Below are 21,635 nucleotides of genomic sequence, written 5' to 3' on the forward strand. Positions count from 1 at the left end.
TGCTGGTTCAGGGAAACTTCAGGGTCAAAAAAGGAGTACTTTGCGTTTTTAGATGCTATTCTTCCTTTTAATGTAGCGGATTATAGAAGAGTTTCTGTAAAATTTGAATATATTTGCAACCATTATAAAAAGATACTAAGTTACTAAAGATATGAAAGCAGGTATTGTAGGATTGCCTAATGTTGGAAAATCAACTCTATTCAATTGTTTATCAAACGCGAAAGCACAAAGTGCTAACTTCCCATTCTGTACAATCGAGCCCAATGTAGGGGTTGTAAACGTTCCAGATCCACGTTTATTAAAATTAGAAGAATTGGTAAACCCAGAGCGCGTTTTACCAGCAACAGTAGAAATCGTTGATATCGCTGGATTAGTTAAAGGAGCAAGTAAAGGAGAAGGATTGGGAAATCAATTCTTAGGAAATATTCGCGAGTGTAATGCTATCATTCATGTGTTGCGTTGCTTTGATAACGATAATATTGTACACGTAGATGGAAAAGTAAATCCAATTCGCGATAAGGAAACAATTGATATTGAATTGCAATTGAAAGATCTTGAAACAGTAGAAAAACGCTTGGAAAAAGTAAAAAAAGCTGCTAAAACAGGAAATAAAGAAGCACAAGTAGAGGCTGATTTATTAGAGCGAATCAGAGAAACATTATTAGCTGGAAAATCAGCTCGTGTAGTCGAAGCAAAAAATCAAGACGAAGAAGAATTGCTAGAAGCTTTCCAGTTGATTACGACCAAACCAGTATTATACGTATGTAACGTAGATGAAGGGGCAGCAGTAAATGGAAATGCCTATGTTGAGCAAGTAAAAGAGCTAGTGAAAGACGAAAATGCAGAAGTAATTGTATTGGCTGTTGGAACTGAAGCAGATATTACTGAACTAGAAACATTCGAAGAGCGTCAAATGTTCTTAGAAGATTTAGGATTAGAAGAACCAGGTTCGTCAAAATTAATCCGTTCAGCGTATCAGTTGTTGAAATTGCAAACGTATTTTACAGCAGGTGTAAAAGAAGTAAGAGCGTGGACGATTAATATTGGCGATACTGCACCACAAGCAGCAGGTGTGATTCACTCTGATTTTGAAAAAGGATTCATTCGCGCGGAAGTAATTGCTTATGATGACTATGTAACATTCGGTTCTGAAGCAAAAGTAAAAGAAGCTGGTAAACTTAGAGTAGAAGGAAAAGAATATATTGTTAAGGATGGTGATGTGATGCATTTCCGCTTTAATGTATAAGGATAATAAAAGAAGAATAGAAGAAAGAGAGGTTAACAAAGCCTCTCTTTTTTTGTATATTTAGGTTTTGATTGTGTAGAATATGCTAAAAAAAATCGCACGTTTTTTAAAAGTGTTTATCCTGTGTTTTTTTACATTTGTTGTGGTTTACGTAGCCGTTTTTTATGGATTGTCTTTTGTGCCTAGTAAGAGCGTAAATGAAAAAATACCATCAACAGAAGACGAAGTGATTATCTACTTGTCCACCAATGGGGTACATACCGATTTTGTTGTGCCAGTGGTACATGAAGTCATGGATTGGCATACAAAAGTGGAGCAACCCCTAAATGGAGCCAAGTGGTTGGCTTTTGGTTGGGGAGATAAAGGGTTTTATATTGATACCCCTTCATGGAGTGATTTGCGTATGACCACAGCTTTGAGCGCCTTATCAGGAGTCGGAGAATCGGCGATGCATGTGACGGCTTATACCACATGGATACAGGATGAACATACAGTAGAATTAAAACTGTCTAAAAAGGAATATCAAGCATTAGTACACTATATTGATGCTAGTTTTGACAAGAAACAAGAAGCGTATCAACGCATTGAAGTTGAAGGATATCATCAATCAGATGCGTTTTATGAAGCTAGGGGAAGCTATAGTTTATTCTATACTTGTAATACCTGGGTAAATCAAGGATTGAAACAAATTAACCAAAAAGCAGCCTTGTGGACCTTGCATGATCAAGGAATATTTAGGCACTATAAATAATTATGATACAGATACCCTTTAAGAAAATAGGAACTTTATTGAAGGATTCCGTGATGCATTTTTTAGATGATCGAGCAACTAAGTTTAGTGCAGCCTTATCGTACTATACCATTTTTGCCCTACCACCCTTAATTATTCTAATTATTTCAGCCTCAGGTTTTTTTATAGAAGAAAAAGATGTCTCTGCATTTTTTTACCAACAAGTGTCTGATTTGGTAGGACCAAATACGGCAAGAGAAGTAGAGAATGCCATGAACAATGTTACCCTGAATCGATCAGGTGTTTTGCCTACTATAATTGGGATAGCCATGTTGCTTTTTAGTGCTTCTGGGGTATTTGCAGAAATACAAAGTTCCATTAATTACATTTGGGGATTTGTTGCAAAACCAGAAAAAAGCGTCATTCGAATGATTAAAAATCGCTTGCTTTCCTTTGCTATGATTGCCTCTGTGGGCTTTTTGTTGCTTGTGAGTTTGCTTATCAATTCCCTCGCTAGTATTTTATACGACTACTTGGCTGAGTTTTTTGCAGAATCAACGATTTACTTGGTGAAAGTGTTGAATAATGTCATTGTCTTTGTTCTTATTACCTTTTTATTTGCCCTTATTTTTAAAACCTTACCTAACGGTATTATCCGTTTAAAAGATGCTTTTGTAGGAGCAGCTTTTACAGCCGTGTTATTTATGATCGGGAAATGGGGAATCGGAATTTATTTAGGAACAACGGCTACTTCGTCCTTATATGGTGCAGCGGGGTCAATTATAGTGATGCTCATGTGGGTTTATTATTCCGCGATGATTTTGTATTTTGGGGCAGAATTTACCAAAAACTATGCATTGTTATTCGGTGAGCGAATCAGACCAGGGCAATTTTCTTTAGAAATTGATAAAAATGCTGTCAAAACAGTTGAAGAACAGAAAGTTTAGGTAGCAAAAAAACGATAATTACAAATTTTTATCATTTTTATTTTAGTTTAAATAGTAGTATTTTAGCACAAATTCCAACAAATTATATGCAAAATCAAAATCAGTATACTGAAGACAATATTCGTTCTTTAGATTGGAAGGAACATATCCGTATGCGTCCGGGTATGTATATCGGTAAGCTTGGTGATGGATCGTCTCCAGATGACGGGATTTATATCCTGATTAAGGAGGTAATTGACAATAGTATTGATGAGTTTGTAATGGGCACAGGAAAAACTATTGAAGTTACGTTAAAAGATAAAATGGTTACGGTTCGTGACTTTGGACGTGGTATTCCATTAGGAAAGGTGATCGATGTAGTATCGAAAATGAACACAGGAGGAAAATACGACTCAAAAGCGTTTAAAAAATCTGTTGGTCTGAATGGGGTAGGTACAAAAGCAGTAAATGCTTTATCTACTTATTTTCGCGTTGTTTCTGTTCGTGATAATCAACAAAAAGCAGCTGAATTCTCAGCAGGTGATTTGGTGAACGAGGAGGAATTAACGGAAACTACCAAACGCAAAGGAACCAAAGTGTCTTTCATTGCGGATGAGAAAATCTTTAAAAACTACAAGTACCGCAAAGAATATATTGAGCGTATGCTCAAAAATTATTGCTACCTGAATAAAGGATTAACCATTATCTTCAATGGAGAAAAATTTTATTCAGAAAATGGATTAATGGATCTTTTGAACGAAAATATCGATCAAGAAGATCAAGTATATCCAATCATTCACTTAACAGGTGATGATATTGAAGTAGCAATTACCCATAGTAAAACACAATATTCCGAAGAGTATTATTCTTTTGTTAATGGACAAAACACAACCCAAGGAGGAACGCATTTAGGTGCCTTCAGAGAAGCTGTGGTTCGTACGCTAAAAGAGTTCTACAATAAAAATTTCGAAGCCTCAGATATTCGAAAGTCCATCGTGGCTGCTATTTCCGTGAAGGTAGAAGAACCTGTTTTTGAATCGCAAACCAAAACAAAATTAGGTTCAACTGATATGGGGCCTGATTTGCCAACAGTACGAACGTTTGTTAATGATTTTGTCAAAACACAACTAGATAACTTTTTACACAAGAACCCTGAAATTGCCGATACATTATTGCGCAAAATCTTGCAAGCAGAACGAGAACGTAAGGAATTGTCAGGTATTCGTAAAATAGCCAAAGAACGTGCAAAGAAAGCGAGTTTACACAACCGAAAATTACGCGATTGTCGTACTCATTTTACGGATATCAAAAATCCAAGATATTTAGAAAGTACACTTTTTATTACAGAGGGGGATTCGGCTTCTGGATCAATTACCAAGTCGAGAGACGTGAATACCCAAGCCGTATTTAGTTTACGTGGTAAGCCACTAAACTCATATGGAATGACTAAAAAAATTGTATACGAGAATGAGGAGTTCAACTTGCTTCAAGCAGCATTAGATATTGAAGAAGACTTTGAAAGCTTACGCTACAACAACATCGTAATCGCAACGGATGCCGATGTCGATGGTATGCATATTCGCTTGCTGTTAATCACATTCTTTTTGCAATTCTTCCCTGAATTAATCAAAGAAGGTCATTTGTATATTTTGCAAACCCCTTTATTCCGTGTGAGAAATAGAAAAGAAACGATTTATTGTTACAGTGAAGAAGAGCGCGTAGCAGCTATTGAAAAGCTAAAACCTAAACCAGAGATCACTCGATTCAAAGGATTAGGAGAGATCTCCCCGGATGAGTTTCAACACTTCATAGGTGAGAGTATACGCTTAGATCCTGTTATGCTTGATAAATCGATGTCTATTGAAAAAATGTTAGAATTTTATATGGGTAAAAATACCCCAGATAGACAAGAGTTTATTATTGATAATTTGAAAGTTGAACTTGATGTTGTAGAAGAATAGACTATGAGTACGGAAGATAATTTGAATGAAGATATCCAACCAAATAACCTAGAAAACGGGGAGTTTGTAGAAGATCATACGCAATTACAAGAAGAAGAGGAAAAAGAAACGATTACTAAGGTTACAGGCATGTACAAGGAGTGGTTCTTGGATTATGCTTCTTATGTAATTTTAGAACGTGCGGTACCCGCTATTGAGGATGGTTTTAAGCCAGTGCAACGTCGTATCATGCATTCCATGAAAGAATTGGATGATGGACGATACAATAAAGTAGCCAATGTGGTAGGGCATACGATGCAGTATCACCCACACGGGGATGCGAGTATTGGGGATGCAATGGTGCAGTTAGGGCAAAAGGAATTGCTTATTGATATGCAAGGGAACTGGGGAAATATCCTAACAGGAGATGGGGCAGCAGCTTCGCGTTATATTGAAGCGCGTTTGAGTAAGTTTGCCTTAGAGGTATTGTATTCTCCTAAAATTACAGAATGGCAGTTGTCTTATGATGGCCGTCGTAATGAACCTGTGAATTTACCAGTGAAGTTTCCTTTGCTGTTGGCGCAAGGAGCAGAAGGAATTGCCGTAGGTTTATCGACCAAAGTATTGCCTCATAACTTCATTGAACTTATTGATGCTTCGGTTAAAATTTTAAAGGGGAAATCGTTTACGTTATACCCTGATTTTCCAACGGAGGGAATCGCCGATGTTTCTGTCTATAATGATGGATTGCGTGGAGGACGTGTACGAGTACGTGCTCGTATCTCCCAGTTAGATAAGAATACCTTAGTTATTACACAGATTCCTTTTTCAACAACTACGACTTCCTTGATTGATAGTATATTGAAAGCCAATGAAAAAGGGAAATTAAAAATTAGAAAAATTGAAGACAATACAGCGGCAAATGTGGAAATCTTAATTCACCTGCCTCCTGGAACGTCTCCAGATAAAACAATTGATGCTTTATATGCCTTTACAGGTTGTGAAACATCAATCGCACCATTAGCTTGTATCATTCAAGACAACAAACCACTGTTTATTGGGGTTTCAGAAATGCTAAAACGATCAACACATCAAACGGTTGATTTATTGAAGCAAGAGCTGGAAATCGAATTAGGGGAGTTAGAAGAAAGATGGCACTTCTTATCGTTAGAGCGCATTTTTATTGAAAATAGAATTTATCGCGCAATTGAGGAAGAAGAAACATGGGAAGGGGTACTTTCCTCTATTGATGAAGGGCTAAAACCATTTGTTATTCACCTGAAAAGAGCAGTAACACAAGAGGATATTATCCGATTGACCGAAATTCGAATCAAGCGCATTTCTCGTTTTGATATTGATAAGGCTAATCAACAAATTGAATCCCTAGAAGGAGAAATTGAACAAGTGAAATACAATTTAGAGCACTTGATTGATTTCGCTATCAAGTACTTTACAAACTTGAAAGAGAAGTATGGTAAAGGAAGGGAGCGCAAAACAGAATTGAGAAGTTTTGATACTATCGAAGCAACGAAAGTGGTTTTGAGAAATACAAAATTATACGTCAACAGACAGGAAGGTTTCTTTGGAACTTCATTGCGCAAAGATGAATATGTTTGCGATTGTTCTGATATTGATGATATCATTGTCTTTTTACGTGATGGGTCAATGGTTATCTCAAAAGTGGAAGAGAAGCGTTTTGTTGGTAAAGACATCATTCACATTGACGTATTTGCCAAAAATGATAAACGCACCATTTATAACTTGATTTACCGTGATGGAAAATCAGGGCCAACGTATATCAAACGTTTCAATGTAATGAGTATTACTCGTGATAAAGTGTACGACTTAACGCAAGGAAATGCAGGTTCACAAATCTTGTATTTCTCAGCTAATCCAAATGGAGAAGCAGAAGTTGTCACTATTTTGTTGCGCCAATTGAGTAATGTGAAGAAATTAAAATTTGATGTTGATTTCGCGGATCTTTTAATTAAAGGACGTATCGCGAAAGGAAACTTGGTAACGAAATACGCCATCAAGAAAATCGAACTCAAAGAAAAAGGAATTTCTACTTTGCGTCCGCGCAAAATTTGGTACGATGATACGGTAAGAAGGTTGAATGTTGAAGGAAGAGGAGATTTATTAGGCGAATTCAAACCAGAAGATCGCTTGCTCATTATCACCCAAAGCGGAAGGGTTAAAACAGTTGTTCCTGAATTGACCACGCATTTTGAGGAAGATATGATTGTATTGGAAAAATGGAAACCTGCAAAACCAATTTCTGCTATTTATTATGATGGTGAAAAAGCAAGATACTATGTGAAGCGATTTGTAGTGGAAAATGAAAATAGAGAAGATGTCTTTATTTCCGAGCATGAGAACTCCAAATTAGAGTTGATTTCTACAGATTATCGCCCTGTAGTAGAAGTTGTTTTTTCTAAGGTTAAAGGGGTGCAGAAAGAAAATTTAGTTCTTGATTTAGAGCAATTTATAACGATTAAGGGAATTAAAGCTTTAGGTAATCAATTAACGGCAGACAAGGTAAAACAAATCGATCATTTAGAGTCTTTACCCTATGAAGAAGTAGTGGAAGAGGAGGAAACCATTACCTATGATCTGGAAAATTTACCAGATATTACGATAGACGAAGATGGACAAAGTAGCTTGTTTTAACAAGAGAAAGACTTGCATGTGACAGGGTATTAAAATAAGATAGAAAAAGAAATAGAGTAGGAGATGATTAGAAATGCAGCTAAGATAATAAGTGGGTTTATGGCGTTAGCCACAATAGGAAGTGCTTATGGACAGGAACAAGAATCTGTTCGTGATAATCTATTTGGTGTCCCAGAATCACACTCGTTAACTGAGCGATGGGATTTAGCTCCTACAGCAAGGAGTAAAACGTTTACGATTGCTCCTTATAAACCGGTGTATTTACTTCCTGCGCGTTGGAGTAGTAAACCCAATGATCAGCCTTTTAGCTTTAGTGAGCATATGGGACAACCAGATGCCATCGATTACAACCAGATTGAAATACGTTTTCAATTGAGTTTTAAAACAAAAGTGACAGAAGGACTTTTGTTTGGTAAAGGGGATATCTGGTTGGCATTTACGCAAACCGCAAACTGGCAAGCGTATAATGAAAAAGTATCTCGACCTTTTAGAGAGCTTAATTACGAACCAGAGGTTATTTTTAACTATCCACTGGATCTGGCTTTGTCAAATCTTAAATTCAAGATGGCAGGAGTAGCTTTTAATCATCAATCCAATGGGAAAAGTCAACCGAGTTCTCGAAGTTGGAATCGTTTAATTTTCCATTTGGGTATGGAATATAATGATTGGACATTCATGGTTAAACCTTGGATGCGATTGAAAGAAAAGAACAAAAGTGACGATAATGCAAGTATCACAGAATATGCAGGTAAAGGAGAAGTAACGGTTGCTTACCAAAGAAATGGACAAGTCTTTACTTTTATGATGCGAAACAATATGCGTTTGAATTCACACTATAAAGGATTTCATGAATTTACTTATACCTATCCCATCAAAAATAACCTCAAAGCATTTTTCGTGATGAATAATGGGTATGGGGAATCCATGATTGATTACAATTGGAATCAAACCACCATTGGTATCGGAATTTCACTAGTAGAATGGTATTAAAATACAGCTATAAAAATAAAAGGAGAGCGATATCGCTCTCCTTTTTTGTATGTATTTAATGTTAAATTATAAGTATTTACCCTTGTTTTGGACGTACTCCACTAATAATAGCGGTTACTAATACGATAGAATAAGCCCACATCAACCAAGAACCAAAAGAAGCAGCTCGCGTTGCTGGCATATTGGGAAAGATTGCCTCGAAAAACTGAATAGCAAATGTATCGATAAGCATTCCTGGTAGTACTAAAAGAATTCCCGCTGCTGTTTTCTCAAATCCTGATAAATGGAATTTCTTAAAGGTAAACAAAGTAAGAAAAACCATGGAAGGAATGACAACTACATACAAGATTGATAAAATTATAGGTGATTCTGTGAGAAAGAAAAACTGTCCAGCTAGACGAAAGGCTAATGTGGCTAGAAGCCAAACTAAAAATCCAATAAGAAGAACGGGAAAGATAAACGAGGGTGTTGCTTTGTTCATGTTTGCTTTTTTGGTGTGATACAACATGAATTACCAACTGTAACTTTTGTTTTTCTCTTCCTTTCTTGTGTCAAGAGAGTCTCTTTTTTGGCCTAGTTGGGGGACATGTTTATCTCAATTTTACAGAACGAAAGTAAGAAAAAAAACAGGAATAAATCCATTCGAATAAGGTTAGAAATAAAAAAAACGACGATAAAAGCCTATTTTATCGTCGTCTTATTATTTTAGTAGTAGGTCCTTTGTCATAACGACAAAGAGCTACCTACATTACTTACTTTCCTTTTTCTAAATCTTGTTGTTTTGCCGCTTTCTTCAGTGAAAATATCAAATAGCAGAAGAAAACCAAAAAAGCTAGGAAGGAAAACCAATTGACTTGTATAGACCATAATTGGTCGATATCCAACTGATAAATACCATATACCAGCAGTAATAAAACAAGATAGGTGGTTATTTTTTCAATTTTTTTATTCATAGTATAGCTTAAATAGTCATAGAAAATAAAGCGCGTTCTGGTTTATTGCGTTGTAAGCGCAAATCCAACGCCATACAAATGTTGCGTACAAAGGCACGTCCTAATTTGTTGATGGTAATTACATTGTTTTTAATTGTAATGAGCTGATCATTTTCCATTTCTTTTAATTCCTCCAACATGGGGGTAAAATCAATCAAATGCAAATCGCTAGTTAAATCCGTTTGTAAATTACACATTAAATGTAGGATATGTTTTCTAATTATCAAATCTTCTTCATTTAAAATGTGACCTTTGACTACTGGAATTTCATTATTAGCTAAAGCGGTGTAGTACGCTTCTATGTTTTTTTCATTTTGAGCGAAAGCCGTCCAACTATCGCTAATGGAAGAAACGCCTAAGCCAATCATCAAATCTGTTTTAGAAGAAGTATACCCCATGAAGTTTCGATGAATGCTATTGGTATTCATTGCTTTGTATAAAGAATCTGTTTTCAAAGCGAAATGATCCATACCAATTTCAATATAGCCTTTTTCTTCTAAAAGGTTTTTTCCAATTTCGTATAACTTTCTTTTTTCTTCATCTTTTGGAACATCCTCATCTTTGAACCCACGTTGTCCATTTCCTTTGATCCAAGGCACATGGGCATAGCTGTAAAAAGCCAAACGATCAGGAGAAAGTGATTTTGTTTTCTCAATCGTATCAATTACGTGCTCAATCTGTTGAAAGGGCAAGCCAAAAATAATATCATGGGAGATAGAAGTATATCCCATTTCCTTGGCCCAAAGAGTTACTTTAGCGACATCGTGAAACGTTTGATTACGATTTATGGCCTTCTGTATCTCGCGATTATAATCTTGTACGCCAAAGCTAACTCTTCGAAAACCGAGGTTATATAAAGTTTGTAAATGTTCTCTTGTGGTATTATTAGGGTGTCCTTCGAAACTAAATTCATATCCCTCTGCTTTGATTCCACGAGATACGATGCCTTCAATTAAGGTTTGTAAATGCTTAGGATCAAAAAAAGTAGGGGTTCCTCCTCCTAGGTGGATTTCCTTGATTATCGGTTTGTCTACCAATACGTTACAATACAGTTCCCATTCCTTTAGTAAGGCTTGAATATAGGGAATCTCAACTTCATGGCGTTTGGTGATGTGTTTATGACAACCACAAAACGTACATAAGCTCTCACAATAGGGCAAGTGTATGTATAGACTAATACCTTCTTTTTCATTTGTTTGATCAAAGGTTTCCTTTACGCTTTTCAGCCATTTATCACGGGAAAAACTTGTTTCATCCCAATAGGGTACAGTAGGATAACTCGTGTAACGAGGTCCAGGTACATTGTATTTTTGTATCAAAGGGGTAGCCATTTTTCGTATATTTGTAACAAATGTAACAGGAATCAAAAAGAAGAATACTGATATTTGTCACTTGATTAAAAAAATTTAGATTAAAAATAGGATGAAGAATATAATTTTAACAGCTATCTTACTAATGTTTTCATTTTTTAAGGTTAGTGCTCAAGAAGTTAAAGCGAAAGCGTTGGTCAATCCCGTTGCCTTTGAATCGCAAATCGCAAATAAAAAAGTACAGCTAATTGATGTGCGTACACCAAAAGAATACAAAGAAGGAACAATTTTGAATGCCATCAATATTGATTTTTTAGATGAAAGCTTTTTAAAAAAGCTGGAGCAGCTAGATAAGAAACAACCCGTTTATATTTTTTGTCAATCGGGAAAGCGAAGTGCAGCTGCAGCCGAAAAAATGCAAGAAGCGGGATTTGATGTAGTTGAATTAGCTGGCGGTTATAAAGCGTGGAAGGCTGAAAAAGACTAGATTTAATTTATCAATTATTTAAGAATTGAGGGCAGTAGATGATTGAAAAAATTGTTATTTTTGAAAAAAAGGTAAAGTATGGATATAGCATCATTTGGAAGTTTTTTAAGAACCTTAGTCATCATTGTAGTGATTTATTATGCTTTTAAATTTGCGATGCGTTATTTATTTCCACTTTTTGTCTATAAAATGGCAAAAAAAGTAGAACGAAATTTTCAACAGCAACAGCAAGATTTTTATCAACAAAATAATAGATCAACTCAACAAGAACCTAATTTTACTAATCAATCGTCAGAAGGAAAAGACAAATTTCCACGTTCGACTAAAGTCGTTGGCGAGTACATTGATTTTGAAGAGATTGAAAAAAAATAATATAAAGCTCCTATAGAAGGAGCTTTTTTTATGCTGTTTATCAATGGGTGTTTTTTAGAATAGGAATAGAACATAGATAATATTTACACACATTGATAGAAGAACCCCGACAAAAAAGCGAAAAAGCAAAACACAAAACTACTCATCTAATCCTAAAATTACTTACTTTAGCTAATTGAACAGAATTCAAATCTCGCAAAGTAATTTTATAGCATGAATGCAGTAAAAAAGTATGTACCACATCTCTTGGTGTTGGTGGGTTTTATCGTAGTAGCTTTACTCTATTTTTCTCCAGTATTGCAAAATAAAGTCATTTATCAGTCTGATATTGTACAGTATACTGGGATGGCTAAAGAGCAAAATAATTTTAGAGCCGAATTTAATGAAGAGCCTTATTGGACCAATAGCGCATTTGGTGGAATGCCAACCTATCAGTTGGGAGCCAAGTATCCCTATAACTTCGTTAAGCATTTAGATACAGCGATTCGATTTTTACCGCGTCCTGCCGATTATTTATTTCTTTACTTCATCGGATTTTACGCCTTAATGATGGCCTTAGGAGTTCGTCCATTAAAAGCGTTTATAGGATCTTTAGCTTTTGGATTTTCTACTTACTTAATTATTATTTTAGGAGTGGGGCACAATGCTAAAGCCCATGCTATTGCTTATATGCCCATGGTAGTTGCAGGGGTGCTACTCGTATTTAGAAAAAAATATGTTGCTGGAGGGATCTTAACGGTCCTTGCCGCAGCCCTCGAAATTAGTGCCAATCACTTTCAAATGACTTACTATTTGCTGTTGTTTCTTGTTGTAGTTGCAATCGCTTATACCTATGAATATAGCAAAGCCAAAGATTGGAAAGGCTTAGGTACCGCTTATGCCATTCTTGTAGGAGCAGGGATATTGAGTATTGGAGCGAATGCAACCAATATTATGGCAACTGCAGAATATACGAAGTTTAGCACCCGTAGTTCAAGTGAGTTGACGTATGAGCCCGATGGTTCTCCTAAAACGTCTTCAAACGCAATGAGCTATGATTATATTACAGAATATAGTTATGGTGTTTTTGAGAGTTTAAACCTTATTGCACCTCGATTAACTGGGGGAGCAAACAATGAAACACTCGAAAAAGACAATGCGGTATACCGTTATTTTACTTCGATTGGAGCTAATCCACAACAAGCACAAGAGATGAGTAAACAAGCACCAACATACTGGGGAGATCAGCCTATTGTTGCTGCACCAGCTTATATTGGAGCTGTTGTATTCTTCTTATTTGTCTTGGGGATGTTTACAGAAAAACGCAAATTAAAGTACATCTTCTTTGTTGGAGCGTTTATGGCATTAATCCTATCTTGGGGTAAAAATTTTGCGGTTGTTACAAACCTATTCATCGATTTTGTACCGATGTACAATAAGTTTAGAGCTGTATCTTCTATTCAGGTTATCTTGGAAATGTGTATTCCTGCAATGGCTGTATTAGGACTTTATAGCTTCTTTAAGCTAGATCAAAAACAGCAAATGGATGCACTGAAGAAATCGGGTTTCATTGCAGGTGGAATCTTGGTCTTCTTGTTTGCCATTAAAGGAACACTTTCTTTTGTTGGTTCAAATGACGATTATTATCGCATGGCTTATGGAGAAGTAGGTCCTGGATTCATTCGCGCCTTGATTGAAGAGCGAAAAGCAATGTATACGAGCGATTTGATTCGTTCATTCTTGTTGATTTTAGCTACAGCTGCCATTCTATTTTTGTTTGCAAAAGACAAAATAAAAGAAATGTATGCTTTGGTGATCATTGGATGTTTGTTAGTGGGAGATTTAGTAATGGTTGATCGCAAATACGTGAATGATGAATCATTTGTAGCGGCGAGAAAAATGCAAGAACCTTTTGATATTACACAAGCAGATAAACAAATTTTAAATGACCCAACTCATTTTAGAGTATTTGATGCTCAAGGAGGGTTAAATAGTGCGAAAGCGTCTTATTTCCATCATTCGTTGGGAGGATATCATGCTGCTAAACCAAGAAGAATTCAGCAATTAGCAGATTACCAAATGAGTAAAAATCCGATGCCTGTATTTAATATGATGAACGTTAAATATGTGATTCAAGCGGATGAAGAAGGACGTAGTGTAGCTATGTTGAACAACGAAGCAAATGGAAATGCTTGGTTTGTTTCAGCGGTTCAAAAAGTAACTTCTGCAGATCAAGAGATGAAAGCTTTGAGTGACCTCAATACAAAAACAACAGCAGTACTGAATACAAATGTGTTTACACAAGCAGTAAATGATACGTATACCGTTGATTCGTTAGCTTCTATTAAACTAGTGTCTTATCAAGCGAATCAGCTCGTGTATGAAGCAAAAAATACAAATGACGGTTTAGCTGTGTTTTCAGAGGTTTATTATCCACAGGGATGGATAGCCAAAGTAGATGGACAGGAAGTGCCTATTTTGGCAGTAGATTATGTATTGCGTGCAATTGAATTACCTCAAGGGTCACATACTATTGAATTTACGTTTGAACCTCAGGTAGTCAAAACGGGAAGTCGAATTGCCTTGGCTAGTGCTGTGTTGATTTTACTAGCTTCTGCTGGTGCAATAGGTTGGTCAATGAGAAAAAAAAGAAAAGAAGAATAAATAGAATGTAGGAGATAAAATGGACATGAAAAAAGAAAAGAAGAAAGTATTAATTATCTGTTATTATTGGCCTCCAGCAGGTGGCCCAGGGGTACAACGTTGGCTAAAGTTTGTCAAGTATCTCCCTGATTTTAATATAGAACCCATTGTGTATGTGCCAGATGGAGCTAATTATCCACTGATTGATACACAGCTAGAACAAGAAGTAGATCCTTCGATTACGATTCTTCGACATAAAATTAAGGAACCTTATGGACTAGCAAAGAAATTAGCGGGACAACGAGCACAAACGATGAGTTCGGGTATGATTCCGCAAGTGCGCAATCAATCCAAATGGGATAAATTACTGTTGTGGATTAGAGGAAATATGTTTATTCCAGATGCGCGTATTGGTTGGGTTAAACCTTCCGTAGCTTACCTACAAGACTACTTGAAACAGCATCCGGATATTGACACAATCATTACAACAGGACCTCCACATAGTGTGCACTTGATTGGATTGGCGCTGAAGAAAAAAATGAACATCAAATGGTTTGCCGATTTTAGAGATCCTTGGACAACAATAGGTTATCATAAGGAGCTTAAACTATCAGATCAAGCAAAAGAAAAGCATCTTGCCCTAGAACGCGAAGTGTTGAATACAGCTGATCAGCTCATTGTAACGAGTAAAACGACGCGTAAAGAGTTTGAAACCAAAACAGATAAACCCATTGCGATTATTACCAATGGATATGATGTTGCGCATTTAGGGAAGATTCCGTTAGATGAAAAATTTACCTTGGCGCATATTGGTTCTTTTCTTTCAAATCGCAATCCAAGAGTATTGTGGAAAGCAATCAGTGAGTTACGAAGAGAAAATCAAGCATTCAAAGAAGCGTTTGAACTGAAGCTCATAGGAAAAGTAAGTGAGGATATCCTGCATACTTTAGAAGAGTTTAAACTATTGGAATGCACCGATAATAGGGGGTATGTTGAAAACCAAGAAGCGTTGAGACAAATGCGTGCTTCTCAGGTGTTATTACTTGTTGAAATTGATTCAGATGATACAAGAGCAATTATTCCTGGTAAGCTGTTTGAATATATGGCAGCAGAACGTCCGATTCTTGCAATTGGACCCGAAGAATCTGATTTCTTTGAGATTATTCAACAAACCAATGTTGGGCGAAATGCATTATACAGTGAGAAAGATAAAATAAGCGAAATTTTAATGCAGTATTTTGAACAATATCAGAATAAGCAATTACAAGTACACGCTATGGGTTTACAGTATTTTGGTCGTAAACGCTTGACGGAACGCTTGGTGAGTGTGTTGGAGAAGGGGGATGCGTGATGGATTATGGGTAATGCGTTATTTTTATCAATTACTTGAAATTAAAATAAGAAAAGAAAAAGGAGCCAATCGGCTCCTTTTTCTTATTCTAATTTTTTCTTTAAATACTGTCCTGTACTAGATGCAGCACATTGAACAATTTCTTCTGGTGTTCCAAAAGCAATCAGCTGACCGCCATTTTCACCGCCTTCAGGACCGATATCAACGACGTAATCTGCGCATTTGATTAGGTCTAAATTGTGTTCGATAACGAGAATGGAGTGGCCTTTATCAATCAATGCATTAAAGGCAGTCAATAATTTTTTAATATCGTGAAAATGCAATCCCGTTGTCGGTTCATCAAAGACAAAGAGCACTTTTTCTCTTGTTGATCCTGCAAGTAAGAAAGAGGCTAATTTAATACGTTGTGCCTCACCACCTGAAAGGGTAGAAGACGATTGTCCCAATTGGACATAGCCTAATCCTACATCTTGTAATGGCTGTAAACGCGTAGCAATTTTAGTTTGGTTATACTGCTTGAAAAAGGCTAAAGCATCATCAATCGTCATACATAAGATATCGTCAATGTTCTTTCCTTCAAAGTTTACCTCAAGTACTTCTTTTTTAAAGCGTTTTCCATGACAAGCTTCACATTCCAAATGAACGTCTGCCATAAATTGCATTTCTACCGTTACATTTCCTTCCCCTTTACATACCTCACATCTACCGCCATCGACGTTAAAAGAGAAGTGTTTCGGTTGGTAACCTCTTAATTTAGAGGTGTTTTGTTTGGCGTATAAATCACGAATTTCGTCGTATGCTTTGATATAGGTTACTGGATTAGAGCGTGAACTTCGTCCAATTGGATTTTGATCCACGTATTCAATTTGTTTGATGTGATCAAATTTACCTTCTAAAGCAGTAAATTGCCCAGGTTTATCACTTAGACCCGTTAGTTTTTTCTGTAAAGCAGGAAATAGAATACGCTTGACTAATGTACTTTTTCCACTTCCAGATACCCCTGTAATCACAGTTAAACAATCCAATGGGAAGCGAACGTCAATATTTTTTAAATTGTGTTCTCTTGCCCCAATAATATCAATATAATGCTTGTAACTTCTTCGTTTTTTAGGTACTTCAATCGCCATTGTTCCATTGAGGTATTGAGCCGTTAAGGAATCTGATTTCAAGATTTCCGCCAGTGTTCCTTGTGCGACTAATTCTCCACCAAAAGTACCTGCTTCAGGTCCAATATCGATAATTTGATCTGCTGCTTGCATGATTTCTTCGTCGTGTTCAACAATAATAACCGTATTCCCTAAGGCTTGAAGTTGTTTCAAGACATGAATTAATTTCTCTCCATCTTTAGGATGTAATCCAATACTTGGCTCATCGAGAATATACATGGAACCTACTAAGCTACTTCCTAAAGAAGTGGCTAAATTAATACGTTGAGATTCTCCCCCCGATAGCGTAGATGAATTTCGATTCAATGTTAAGTAAGCCAATCCCACATTCAATAGAAAACCTAAACGGTTATTGATTTCGATTAACAGGCGTTTCGCTACTTGTTGCTCATATTCATTTAATTGTAAGTCCTTAAAGAACCCCAACAATTTTTCAATTGGCATATCCACTAAGTCAGAAACGGTTTTACCCCCAATTTTGACGTAATTAGCCTCTATTCTCAAGCGTTTTCCCTTACAAGTCGGACATTTTGTTTTTCCTCTGTATCTTGATAGCAAGACGCGATTTTGAATTTTATAATTTTTCTCTTCGAGTTCCTCAAAAAAAGTATGTAAACCAGTGAAGTATTCATTCCCTTCCCACAACAAGGCCATTTCTTCCGCAGTAAGCTGAAAGATGGGACGGTGAATAGGGAAGTCGAATTTATAGGCGTGTTGTACCAATTGATCGCGATACCATCCCATGGATTCTCCTCGCCAAGGAAATACTGCATTCTCATAGACGGATAATCCTGTATTAGGGAATACGAGTTCTTCATCAATACCAATGACATTACCGTAGCCATCGCAGGTTGGGCAAGCTCCATATGGGTTGTTAAAGCTGAATAAATGAATATTGGGCTCTAAAAAGGTCAATCCATCAAGTTCAAAGCGATTGCTAAATTCATGTTGAGTAGTACTTTCTAAAGCACGGACATAACACGTGCCTTTTCCTTCAAAAAAGGCAGTTTCAATAGCATCTCCCAAGCGATTGAAAAACTCATCTGTATCTTTAACTACAATACGATCCACAATGAGCAATACATCTGCAATTGCAAATTGATTGATTAAGTCTTCTTCTAGTTGTAAAAATTCGTCTAATCGAACCGTTTCTCCTTTCACCAATAAACGGGCATATCCCTGTTTTAATAAAACAGCCAAGTGCTCTGCTAAGGTACGACCTTCTTCAAACAGTAAAGGGGCTAACAAGAGCCATTTACTCTCTAAAGGCAGTGATTGAATCAGCTGGATCACATCCGTTACGGTGTCTTTTTTCACCTCTTGCCCTGAAATAGGAGAGTAGGTGCGTCCAATTCGCGCGAATAATAATTTAATATAATCGTAGATTTCTGTAGAAGTTCCTACGGTTGATCGTGCATTGGTTGTATTGACCTTCTGCTCAATGGCAATAGCAGGAGCAATCCCTTTGATGTATTCCACCTTTGGCTTATCAATACGGCCTAAAAACTGACGCGCATAAGAAGATAAACTCTCTACATAGCGGCGTTGCCCTTCTGCATAAAGTGTATCAAAGGCCAAAGATGATTTACCAGAGCCAGAAAGCCCTGTGATAACCACCATCTGATTTCTCGGGATGACAACATCTATATGCTTTAAATTATGTAGATGTGCTCCTTTAATTATAATATTGTGTTTAGGATCTAGTTTAGAAAAATCTATTTTAGACATAGGAGATTCGTGTATTTGAAACACAAAAATACGCTTTTATCTTTGTTTATGAAATGCTTTTGGTAGTAAAGAATAGGTCAGGCGTTTAACATTTTTTTTAAACTATTGTTTTTAACAAAATATTTTATATATATTTGTAACACTTAATCGATAAATACAAGTGCCTATATAACAGAAATACTTTTTTAGAAATGAATAAAACAGCTATAAAAGAATTTTGTTATGGAATTAATTCAATTACCAGATGCAACTTTAGTGCATCATTATGTAGGAGGCAATGAACAGGCGCTTGAAATTTTAATCAAAAGACATCAAGCTAAAATTTTTGGATTTATTTTCAGTAAGTTAGACGATGTTGAATTGACCAATGATATTTTTCAAGATACCTTTATCAAGGTGATTAATACCCTCAAGACAGGAAAGTACAACGAAGAAGGAAAGTTTATTTCTTGGGTCATGCGTATTGCGCACAACTTGATTATGGATCACTACCGCAGAGAAAAGCGTGTGGTCATTCACAATGATACTGCACAAACGCCATTTTTTACTTTTTTAAAAGATGATAGTGAAACCATAGAAGAGACATTAATCAGCAACCAAATCACAGAAGATTTACAACAGTTGATTTTGGAATTACCTGAAGATCAACAAGAAGTAATTCGCATGCGTTTATATCAGGATTTGAGCTTCAAAGAAATTGCTGAAGTAACGGATGTTAGTATTAATACAGCCTTAGGAAGAATGCGTTATGCCATTATCAATTTGAGAAGATTGATGGAAAAGAAACAAATTTCACTAAGTCTATAATAAAATCTCAGTTCGTGCGTTTTTAAAAGTGGAAGCTAACAGATTTTATATGGAAAAAAATTACAAATCCCTTTTAAAAGCGAAAGAAGCTAAGTTACCCAAGACTGAAATAATTGAGAAATTATTGACGTATTCTAAGTTTTGGTCTCATTTAGCACTGAGCGATTTTATGGAGCCCAATTTAACGACTTCAAAAGCGAACTAAAAAAAAGCATCGAATTTATTTCGATGCTTTTTTTTCTTGTTTTTTATAGTATTCGTTGAGTACGGTTTTACGACCGATTACACTCGTAATTACATCCAATTCCAATTTCCAAGCTCGTGCGGGAGAATATTGACGTCCATACCATACCAACTGAAGGTGCAGTTTATTCCAATGCTCTTTAGGAAATAAGCGCTTGGCGTCTTTTTCCGTTTGTTGGACACTTTTTCCATTTGAAAATCCCCAGCGATAAAGCAAACGGTGAATGTGGGTGTCAACGGGAAAAGCTGGAATATCAAAGGCTTGAGCCATCACCACAGAGGCCGTTTTATGTCCCACTGCAGGTAAACGCTCTAAGGCCTCCATATCTGCTGGTACCTCGCCGTTGTGTTCTTCAATTAGAATTTTAGACAGTCCGTAAATACCTTTACTTTTCATTGGAGACAAGCCACAAGGACGAATAATCTCCTGAATTTCCTCTACCGTCATTTTAACCATATCATACGGATTATCCGCCTTAGCAAATAGGATAGGGGTAATTTTATTCACGCGTTCATCCGTACATTGAGCAGATAACAACACCGCTATCAGTAAAGTATAGGCATCCTTATGGTCTAAAGGAACCGGAATTTCAGGATACAAGGCATCTAAGGTTTCTAAAACAAAGTTTATTTTTTCCGTTTTTGTCATAATAAATGTTCAGTAATGAAAAACAAATCTGTTGTACAAATATCGCTAAAAAAAGGAAGAGCTCCTAGGCTCAAGAACACATCGATGCTAAAGAATTATTTTATGGATGAATTATTATTTTTGTTTTAACATATTTTAATGTTGACTAAATGATTATGTTGTTTTTATAGTGCTTTATGGTATAGTTATTTTTTATTTTATTGCATATTATTTAATACTTTTGATTAAAATTAAAACTAAAAGTATGAAAAGAAAGATTCAAGGCTCAATCGCTATTCTTTTGCTGTTGGGAGGGTTAGGAGTAATGTCTTGTAGTAGTGATGACAACAAATCAAATCCGCCTCCTATTTTACCTCCTGTAGAGATAAAAGTACCAGCCGCTACAGATTTTACTAATTTTAGAAAAGAAATACTCGACGGACTCAAACAAAAGATTACAACGACCCTTGGGGAAGATGGCTCTTTTAGTTTTATCAGTAAACAAGGCGTAAAGGTGCAGGTTACGGCTTTGGCAACCCCAGAACATTGGGGAGAAGCAGGCGATGCAATTGAATGTACGTTTATTGAACTATATGATAAGGGAACTATGGCTCTAGCGAACCGTCCAACGATGGGGGTATATCCAACCGATCGTGATGAAAATGGGTATTTTGAGGTAGAGAAAGACGCCTATGGCCGTTTGTCTACAGTAGGATATCGCGCATTTATCATTACAGGTGGAGAATTTTATTTTGACATCAAGCTAAAGGGAAAACAAGTCACCAATTATGGAATTAATATGGAGGTTCCTACTAAAAATACCAAGGGTTTCCAAGAAGATATGGTTCTATGGCAAGGAAATTTAGATGCTAAGGATGATTTGACTTTTACGGAAATTCCAATCCAAACAGAACTGGGATTTTTAGGTAGCGATGAGGACAACGAAAACTATGTGTTGTTTTTAAATGGATGGAATGAATTACCCGCCGAAATAGGATGGTCTAATATTGATAAATATGCTGATTATGAAGGAGAACAAACGCAATTTTTTGTCAAAGTTCCACAAGGATACAATTACGAAAATGCGGCTGTTTATTTAGGTGTAAAGAATGAACAAGGATTAGCTCACTTGGATGTGTTTTTGAATCACCCAGAGCTAGGCGATGTATTTACCGAGCATTATGGGTGGGTTCCAGTTGGATTAGAAGGCTATGTATTCTTTATTTCAGTGGATCCAGATACCAATAAGGTTGTATATGCAATCAAGGATATTAAGGTGAGTAAAAATCAAATGGTGGAAATTAAATTGGAAGATTTAAAAACGGGGACTACGGAAGAAGTTATTCAGATTTTAAATGGATTACAGTAATCGCACTAGTAGAAAAAAATAAAAAGATAGTAGTTTAAGGGGAATATTATTTTTTAGT

18 protein-coding genes are annotated in these 21,635 nt (G+C 36.3%); 13 read left to right on the plus strand and 5 right to left on the minus strand.

The features are described 5' to 3' along the window. Positions 1-151 precede the first annotated feature (151 nt). The 6 genes from ychF to AWV75_RS16155 all read left to right on the plus strand — a co-directional run bounded on the left by ychF (position 152) and on the right by AWV75_RS16155 (position 8,502). Entirely contained in the window at positions 152-1,246 is a 1,095-nt protein-coding gene (ychF, locus tag AWV75_RS16130; protein ID WP_060875343.1) for a redox-regulated ATPase YchF, read from the plus strand. 82 nt (positions 1,247-1,328) lie between these two features. Next, positions 1,329-1,997 (plus strand): TIGR02117 family protein, encoded by a 669-nt coding sequence (locus tag AWV75_RS16135; RefSeq protein WP_060875344.1) that lies wholly within the window; start codon positions 1,329-1,331, stop codon positions 1,995-1,997. A gap of 2 nt (positions 1,998-1,999) precedes the next feature. Then, a complete protein-coding gene (locus AWV75_RS16140) occupies positions 2,000-2,923 on the plus strand; it encodes a YihY/virulence factor BrkB family protein (protein ID WP_060875345.1) in 924 nt (307 codons plus the stop codon). 86 nt (positions 2,924-3,009) lie between these two features. Beyond that, complete coding sequence (locus tag AWV75_RS16145) at positions 3,010-4,863, plus strand: DNA topoisomerase IV subunit B (RefSeq protein ID WP_060875346.1); 1,854 nt, start codon at positions 3,010-3,012, stop codon at positions 4,861-4,863. Positions 4,864-4,866: 3 nt separating this feature from the next. Further along, positions 4,867-7,512, plus strand: coding sequence for a DNA gyrase/topoisomerase IV subunit A (locus tag AWV75_RS16150; RefSeq protein ID WP_060875347.1), 2,646 nt, complete (start codon positions 4,867-4,869; stop codon positions 7,510-7,512). 63 nt (positions 7,513-7,575) lie between these two features. Further along, on the plus strand, positions 7,576-8,502 hold the full coding sequence (locus tag AWV75_RS16155) for a phospholipase A (protein ID WP_231738181.1): 927 nt from the start codon (positions 7,576-7,578) through the stop codon (positions 8,500-8,502). Positions 8,503-8,578: 76 nt separating this feature from the next. On the opposite strand, the gene AWV75_RS16160 is transcribed toward AWV75_RS16155, so the two are convergent. The 3 genes from AWV75_RS16160 to hemN form a co-directional block, all read right to left on the minus strand. Further along, on the minus strand, positions 8,579-8,983 hold the full coding sequence (locus AWV75_RS16160) for a DUF5367 domain-containing protein (protein WP_231738182.1): 405 nt from the start codon (positions 8,981-8,983) through the stop codon (positions 8,579-8,581). Between the two features lie 271 nt (positions 8,984-9,254). Then, a complete protein-coding gene (locus AWV75_RS16165; RefSeq protein WP_002985014.1) occupies positions 9,255-9,455 on the minus strand; it encodes a hypothetical protein in 201 nt (66 codons plus the stop codon). A gap of 8 nt (positions 9,456-9,463) precedes the next feature. Then, positions 9,464-10,825, minus strand: coding sequence for an oxygen-independent coproporphyrinogen III oxidase (gene hemN, locus AWV75_RS16170; protein WP_060875350.1), 1,362 nt, complete (start codon positions 10,823-10,825; stop codon positions 9,464-9,466). Positions 10,826-10,916: 91 nt separating this feature from the next. Between hemN and AWV75_RS16175 the strand changes: the two genes are divergently transcribed. The 4 genes from AWV75_RS16175 to AWV75_RS16190 all read left to right on the plus strand — a co-directional run bounded on the left by AWV75_RS16175 (position 10,917) and on the right by AWV75_RS16190 (position 15,636). Then, positions 10,917-11,291 carry a rhodanese-like domain-containing protein gene (locus tag AWV75_RS16175; RefSeq protein ID WP_060875351.1) on the plus strand — a complete coding sequence of 125 codons (375 nt, stop codon included), beginning with the start codon at positions 10,917-10,919 and terminating at the stop codon, positions 11,289-11,291. A gap of 78 nt (positions 11,292-11,369) precedes the next feature. Further along, a complete protein-coding gene (locus AWV75_RS16180; RefSeq protein WP_060875352.1) occupies positions 11,370-11,663 on the plus strand; it encodes a DUF4834 family protein in 294 nt (97 codons plus the stop codon). Between the two features lie 213 nt (positions 11,664-11,876). Further along, positions 11,877-14,306 (plus strand): YfhO family protein, encoded by a 2,430-nt coding sequence (locus tag AWV75_RS16185; protein ID WP_060875353.1) that lies wholly within the window; start codon positions 11,877-11,879, stop codon positions 14,304-14,306. A 25-nt stretch (positions 14,307-14,331) separates the two neighbouring features. After that, on the plus strand, positions 14,332-15,636 hold the full coding sequence (locus AWV75_RS16190) for a glycosyltransferase family 4 protein (RefSeq protein WP_060875377.1): 1,305 nt from the start codon (positions 14,332-14,334) through the stop codon (positions 15,634-15,636). Positions 15,637-15,719: 83 nt separating this feature from the next. On the opposite strand, the gene uvrA is transcribed toward AWV75_RS16190, so the two are convergent. Continuing rightward, positions 15,720-18,530 (minus strand): excinuclease ABC subunit UvrA, encoded by a 2,811-nt coding sequence (gene uvrA / locus AWV75_RS16195; protein WP_060875354.1) that lies wholly within the window; start codon positions 18,528-18,530, stop codon positions 15,720-15,722. A gap of 222 nt (positions 18,531-18,752) precedes the next feature. On the opposite strand from uvrA, the gene AWV75_RS16200 reads away from it, so the two are divergent. Continuing rightward, positions 18,753-19,337, plus strand: coding sequence for a sigma-70 family RNA polymerase sigma factor (locus AWV75_RS16200; RefSeq protein WP_060875355.1), 585 nt, complete (start codon positions 18,753-18,755; stop codon positions 19,335-19,337). Positions 19,338-19,386: 49 nt separating this feature from the next. Next, positions 19,387-19,542, plus strand: coding sequence for a hypothetical protein (locus AWV75_RS18910; RefSeq protein WP_197429596.1), 156 nt, complete (start codon positions 19,387-19,389; stop codon positions 19,540-19,542). Positions 19,543-19,557: 15 nt separating this feature from the next. On the opposite strand, the gene AWV75_RS16205 is transcribed toward AWV75_RS18910, so the two are convergent. After that, positions 19,558-20,229: an endonuclease III domain-containing protein gene (locus tag AWV75_RS16205; RefSeq protein WP_060875356.1), complete on the minus strand. Its 672-nt coding sequence runs from the start codon at positions 20,227-20,229 to the stop codon at positions 19,558-19,560. A gap of 244 nt (positions 20,230-20,473) precedes the next feature. Between AWV75_RS16205 and AWV75_RS16210 the strand changes: the two genes are divergently transcribed. Further along, positions 20,474-21,577: a hypothetical protein gene (locus tag AWV75_RS16210; RefSeq protein ID WP_060875357.1), complete on the plus strand. Its 1,104-nt coding sequence runs from the start codon at positions 20,474-20,476 to the stop codon at positions 21,575-21,577. The last annotated feature ends 58 nt before the right edge of the window (positions 21,578-21,635 follow it).

It is taken from the genome of Myroides odoratus, from assembly GCF_001549985.1.
Lineage (GTDB): Bacteria > Bacteroidota > Bacteroidia > Flavobacteriales > Flavobacteriaceae > Flavobacterium > Flavobacterium odoratum_A.

Excerpts from the sequence above, each read along its gene's own strand:
- ychF (WP_060875343.1), top strand. The coding sequence starts at position 152 with ATGAAAGCAGGTATTGTAGGATTGCCTAATGTTGGAAAATCAACTCTA.
- AWV75_RS16135 (WP_060875344.1), top strand. The coding sequence starts at position 1,329 with ATGCTAAAAAAAATCGCACGTTTTTTAAAAGTGTTTATCCTGTGTTTT.
- AWV75_RS16140 (WP_060875345.1), top strand. The coding sequence starts at position 2,000 with ATGATACAGATACCCTTTAAGAAAATAGGAACTTTATTGAAGGATTCC.
- AWV75_RS16145 (WP_060875346.1), top strand. The coding sequence starts at position 3,010 with ATGCAAAATCAAAATCAGTATACTGAAGACAATATTCGTTCTTTAGAT.
- AWV75_RS16150 (WP_060875347.1), top strand. The coding sequence starts at position 4,867 with ATGAGTACGGAAGATAATTTGAATGAAGATATCCAACCAAATAACCTA.
- AWV75_RS16155 (WP_231738181.1), top strand. The coding sequence starts at position 7,576 with ATGATTAGAAATGCAGCTAAGATAATAAGTGGGTTTATGGCGTTAGCC.
- AWV75_RS16160 (WP_231738182.1), bottom strand. The coding sequence starts at position 8,983 with ATGAACAAAGCAACACCCTCGTTTATCTTTCCCGTTCTTCTTATTGGA.
- AWV75_RS16165 (WP_002985014.1), bottom strand. The coding sequence starts at position 9,455 with ATGAATAAAAAAATTGAAAAAATAACCACCTATCTTGTTTTATTACTG.
- hemN (WP_060875350.1), bottom strand. The coding sequence starts at position 10,825 with ATGGCTACCCCTTTGATACAAAAATACAATGTACCTGGACCTCGTTAC.
- AWV75_RS16175 (WP_060875351.1), top strand. The coding sequence starts at position 10,917 with ATGAAGAATATAATTTTAACAGCTATCTTACTAATGTTTTCATTTTTT.
- AWV75_RS16180 (WP_060875352.1), top strand. The coding sequence starts at position 11,370 with ATGGATATAGCATCATTTGGAAGTTTTTTAAGAACCTTAGTCATCATT.
- AWV75_RS16185 (WP_060875353.1), top strand. The coding sequence starts at position 11,877 with ATGAATGCAGTAAAAAAGTATGTACCACATCTCTTGGTGTTGGTGGGT.
- AWV75_RS16190 (WP_060875377.1), top strand. The coding sequence starts at position 14,332 with ATGAAAAAAGAAAAGAAGAAAGTATTAATTATCTGTTATTATTGGCCT.
- uvrA (WP_060875354.1), bottom strand. The coding sequence starts at position 18,530 with ATGTCTAAAATAGATTTTTCTAAACTAGATCCTAAACACAATATTATA.
- AWV75_RS16200 (WP_060875355.1), top strand. The coding sequence starts at position 18,753 with ATGGAATTAATTCAATTACCAGATGCAACTTTAGTGCATCATTATGTA.
- AWV75_RS18910 (WP_197429596.1), top strand. The coding sequence starts at position 19,387 with ATGGAAAAAAATTACAAATCCCTTTTAAAAGCGAAAGAAGCTAAGTTA.
- AWV75_RS16205 (WP_060875356.1), bottom strand. The coding sequence starts at position 20,229 with ATGACAAAAACGGAAAAAATAAACTTTGTTTTAGAAACCTTAGATGCC.
- AWV75_RS16210 (WP_060875357.1), top strand. The coding sequence starts at position 20,474 with ATGAAAAGAAAGATTCAAGGCTCAATCGCTATTCTTTTGCTGTTGGGA.